This is a genomic window from Mycobacterium sp. TH-M15, assembly GCF_057473705.1.
In genome coordinates, this window is the sequence record NZ_JBYCLB010000233.1 from 1 (window position 1) to 3606 (window position 3606).

The window sequence follows — 3606 nt, forward strand, 5'->3', positions numbered from 1 at the left end:
CGCCGTCGCCGCGGTGCGGTCTCGACATGGCAAGGCCTCCGGTGAGCCGTGTGAGCAGCCCTGCCGCTTTTTGACAGGCTTGGCGGTATTGTCTCAGACGCCCGGCGATTTAAGTAAAACTCCAGGCAGATCGCGCCGATCCGCCGCGAGTTAGGCCAGGCCCGGAACAGCGTCGGACAGCTCACGCAGCAGTGCGGCCTTGCCCTTGGCGCCCACGATGCGTTTGACCGGTTCGCCGTCTTTGAACAAGATCAGCGTCGGGATCGAAACCACGTCGAAGTTGCGGGCGGTCTCGGGGTTGGCGTCGACGTCGAGTTTGGCGACGGTCAGCCGGTCCCCGGCGTCCGCGGCGATTTCGGCGAGCACCGGCGCGACCATCTTGCACGGTCCACACCAGGAGGCCCAAAAGTCAACCAGCACAGGAACGTTACTGGAGAGCACGTCAGTGTTGAACGACGCGTCGGAAACATCCACTGGTGCTCCTGCGGATTCGGTCTGGGTCATCGCACGTACTCCAATCAGAGGGTCGCCGACGCCGGTTGTCCGGCGGCTTTGGTGGTGGTGCGCTCGCCCGGCGCTGCATGCTCGCCCAGCCAGCGCTCGGCGTCGATGGCGGCCGAGCAGCCGGTGCCGGCCGCGGTGACCGCCTGCCGGTAGGTGTGGTCGACCAAATCCCCGGCGGCAAACACGCCGTCGGCGGAGGTGTAGGTGGTGTGGCCTCGGACCAGCACGTAACCGGCAGCGTCAAGGTCGACCTGGCCGCGCACCAACTCCGAGCGCGGGTCGTGGCCGATCGCGACGAAGACCCCCGTGACCGGCAGCGTCGAGTCCTTGCCGGTCGCGGTGTCGCGAAGCTTCAGTCCGGTCACCGAGTTCTCGCCTTCGACGGCGACGACGGCGGCGTTGGTCACGAACGCGATCTTGTCGTTGGCGCGGGCCCGGTCGAGCATGATCTTCGAGGCCCGGAACTCCTCGCGACGATGCACCAGCGTCACGCTGCGGGCGAACTTCGTCAGGAACGTCGCCTCCTCCATGGCCGAATCGCCCCCACCGATCACGGCGATGTCCTGGTCCTTGAAGAAGAAGCCGTCGCAGGTCGCACACGAGCTGACACCGCGCCCGAGCAGTTCCTGCTCACCGGGAACGTGCAGATAGCGGGCCGCGGCGCCCATCGCGAGAATCACCGCGCGCGCGTGCAACGTCTCGCCTTCCGATGTCGTGACGGATTTGACCGTGCCGCCCAACGACACCGACTCGACGTCCTCCATGCGCAGGTCGGCACCGAAGCGCAGGGCTTGCTCGCGCATCTGATCCATCAGTTCGGGCCCCTGGATGCCCGCCCGGAAACCGGGGTAGTTTTCCACCTCGGTCGTCGTCATCAGGGCCCCACCGAACGAGGTCCCTTCGAAGACAACCGGAGCCAGTTGCGCACGAGCGGCGTAGAGCGCCGCGGTGTAGCCCGCGGGCCCAGAGCCGACGACGATTACGTCATGAATGGTTGGGGAGCTCATTCCTACCTCTCCGATACGGCCAACGTGTGGACTGAACGCCAGGGTAGGCCGTGTTGTTCCCGCGAACATTACGGGCGGTGGACAATCCTGTCAGCCGACAGGCCAGTGTTGACGGCACTGCAGGTCGGCGCCACCGCGAGCGCCGCAATCGTGTCCGGCGCGGTCCCGGGGAGGACGAGTAGCACGGCCGGATGTCCGGCGATGTCGATCGGGCGCCCGCCGAGCACATGGGTGTCCGCCGGATAGCCGAGGCCACCGAGGCACGAGGCTATGCGCCGGGGATCGGCCAGCTGCCCGAGGTCGGGTTCGCGGTCCAGCAGGGCCAGGATTTGCTGATCCGAAAGCGGAATCGTCAACGGTGGGCGCGACACCGTGATGTGTTCGACGGTGGTGGGCCGACTGGATATCGGCGCGGGCGCGGTGAGCAGCGCGCGGGTACCCACCCAGGCCGCGACGGCCACCGCGGCCAGGCCGGCTACCGCGACGGCGGTCCGCGCCGCGTGCGGTAGCCGGCCGCGCTGTACCGAATGCGCGGCGCGCAAGGGGGGAGCGATGCCGTCGACGAGCTGACGGTCGACCTGCGGCGTCGCCGTCATGTCGGCGCCCAGGGCGGCGACCTCCCGGCGGACCCGGTTCAGTGCTTCCATCGTCCGGCGGGCGCCGGGGTCGGTGCGCAGCCGCCTGCGCAGCCGGGCAGCGGTGTCGTCGTCCAGCAGTCCGGCCTGCAGTTCGGCAAGGGTTTCGGCGGTCGGCGGCTCGCCGTCCTCGTCCGGCTCGACTGCATCCATCCGCCCCAGTGTCCGTCATCGGGAGTCGGTGCGGCTAGCGGGCCGGGTGTGGGGTCTCGCTCTGCAGGTAGCCGAGGATCGCGGCAAGCCGGGCCCGCGCGCGGGCGCAGCGACTCTTCACCGTGCCTTCGGCCACACCCAGCAGCCGGGCCGTGTCGGCAACCGAGTAGCCGTGCATGTCGACGGCGACCACCGCGGCGCGCTGTTCGACGGGCAGCCGCATCAGCGCCCGCTGCACCGCGATTGCGGTGTCGACCTCGACGGTTCGGTCCGGCACGGGGTAGACGTCGTCCAGGACGGTGGTCGGGTGAGTCTTGTTGCGCCGCAACCGATCCAGGCAGGCATTGACGACGATGCGGTGCAGCCAGCTGCTCACCGCGGCATCCTGGCGAAACAGACCGGCGGCGCGGTGCGCCGATGCCATCGCCTCCTGCAGTGCGTCCTCGGCGTCCTCGGTGCAGCAACTGGTCAGCCGTGCCACCCGGTGCAGTTGCCGATGGTGGCGGTGGAAGAGTTCCGCGAAGGCGAAGCGGTCGCCGGCGACATGCGCCGCCAGCAGTTCAGCGTCGCTGCGTTGTCCGCTACCCGGTCGCACTCTCGTCGAGCCCACCGCCGGACAGTAACCAATCGACCGATGCCCGGCACTTCACCCGATCAGGCCCGTCAGGACTTGGCTTGAACGGTGACTTCGGAGAGGCTGGCACGGCTGGCGCCGTCTTCGGTCCCGAGAGTTGAAATCCACACCAGCACATACCGCGTCGGCGAGGAAGCACTGACCGGAATCGTGTTGTGCCCCGGGTGCATTGGCGTCGGGGGCGACAGCGCCGTGGTGTCGTCGAGTCGGGCGGGCGTCGCTGTGGCCGACGAACGGATCTGGATCCGGGTCCCGCTACTGGCCAGGTCGACGTTGACGGCCCCGATCACCGTCGGCTGCGGCAACTGCAGGAGTAGGCCGACGCCACTTTTGAAGCCGGGGAACGGGGCCGGATCGTGGTAGGTGTCGGTCTCCCAGGCGGTGCCCGGACTGCCGTCGATGGCGAGTGCGGCGGCGCTGGGGTTGTCGGCTTCACCGCCCGGAGAGAACACCGTCACCCCGACCGGCTTGATCATGCCGCCCGTCGCCGCTCGGGAACTCGAACTGGTCGACGGCCCGCTCAGGCCGAGCTGATCCTTGTCGAGGCTCCCGACATCGCTGAACATCTTGCTCAGCACCGACGCCAGGACCAGCAGTGCGGCCACGATCACCGCGGCCCCGGCGCCGAACCCGATGGTTACCGCCCGGCGCCGCCGGATGCGAACCCGGTCCT

Annotated in this window: 4 protein-coding genes and 1 pseudogene; all 5 read right to left on the reverse strand. The window is 68.7% G+C overall.

Translation table 11 applies throughout. The features are described from left to right. Positions 1–150: 150 nt before the first annotated feature. Positions 151–504: a thioredoxin gene (gene trxA, locus AC2VNT_RS05510; RefSeq protein ID WP_486945896.1), complete on the reverse strand. Its 354-nt coding sequence runs from the start codon at positions 502–504 to the stop codon at positions 151–153. Positions 505–518: 14 nt separating this feature from the next. After that, positions 519–1511 (reverse strand): thioredoxin-disulfide reductase, encoded by a 993-nt coding sequence (trxB, locus tag AC2VNT_RS05515; RefSeq protein WP_486945899.1) that lies wholly within the window; start codon positions 1509–1511, stop codon positions 519–521. 68 nt (positions 1512–1579) lie between these two features. Beyond that, on the reverse strand, positions 1580–2299 hold the full coding sequence (locus AC2VNT_RS05520) for a hypothetical protein (RefSeq protein ID WP_486945897.1): 720 nt from the start codon (positions 2297–2299) through the stop codon (positions 1580–1582). A 34-nt stretch (positions 2300–2333) separates the two neighbouring features. Continuing rightward, positions 2334–2909, reverse strand: coding sequence for an RNA polymerase sigma factor SigM (gene sigM, locus AC2VNT_RS05525; RefSeq protein ID WP_486945898.1), 576 nt, complete (start codon positions 2907–2909; stop codon positions 2334–2336). 53 nt (positions 2910–2962) lie between these two features. Beyond that, positions 2963–3606: pseudogene (locus AC2VNT_RS05530) on the reverse strand (murein biosynthesis protein MurJ); the annotation flags it as partial.

Coding starts and splice junctions, on each gene's coding strand:
- AC2VNT_RS05520 (WP_486945897.1), bottom strand. CDS start 2,299: ATGGATGCAGTCGAGCCGGACGAGGACGGCGAGCCGCCGACCGCCGAA.
- trxA (WP_486945896.1), bottom strand. CDS start 504: ATGACCCAGACCGAATCCGCAGGAGCACCAGTGGATGTTTCCGACGCG.
- trxB (WP_486945899.1), bottom strand. CDS start 1,511: ATGAGCTCCCCAACCATTCATGACGTAATCGTCGTCGGCTCTGGGCCC.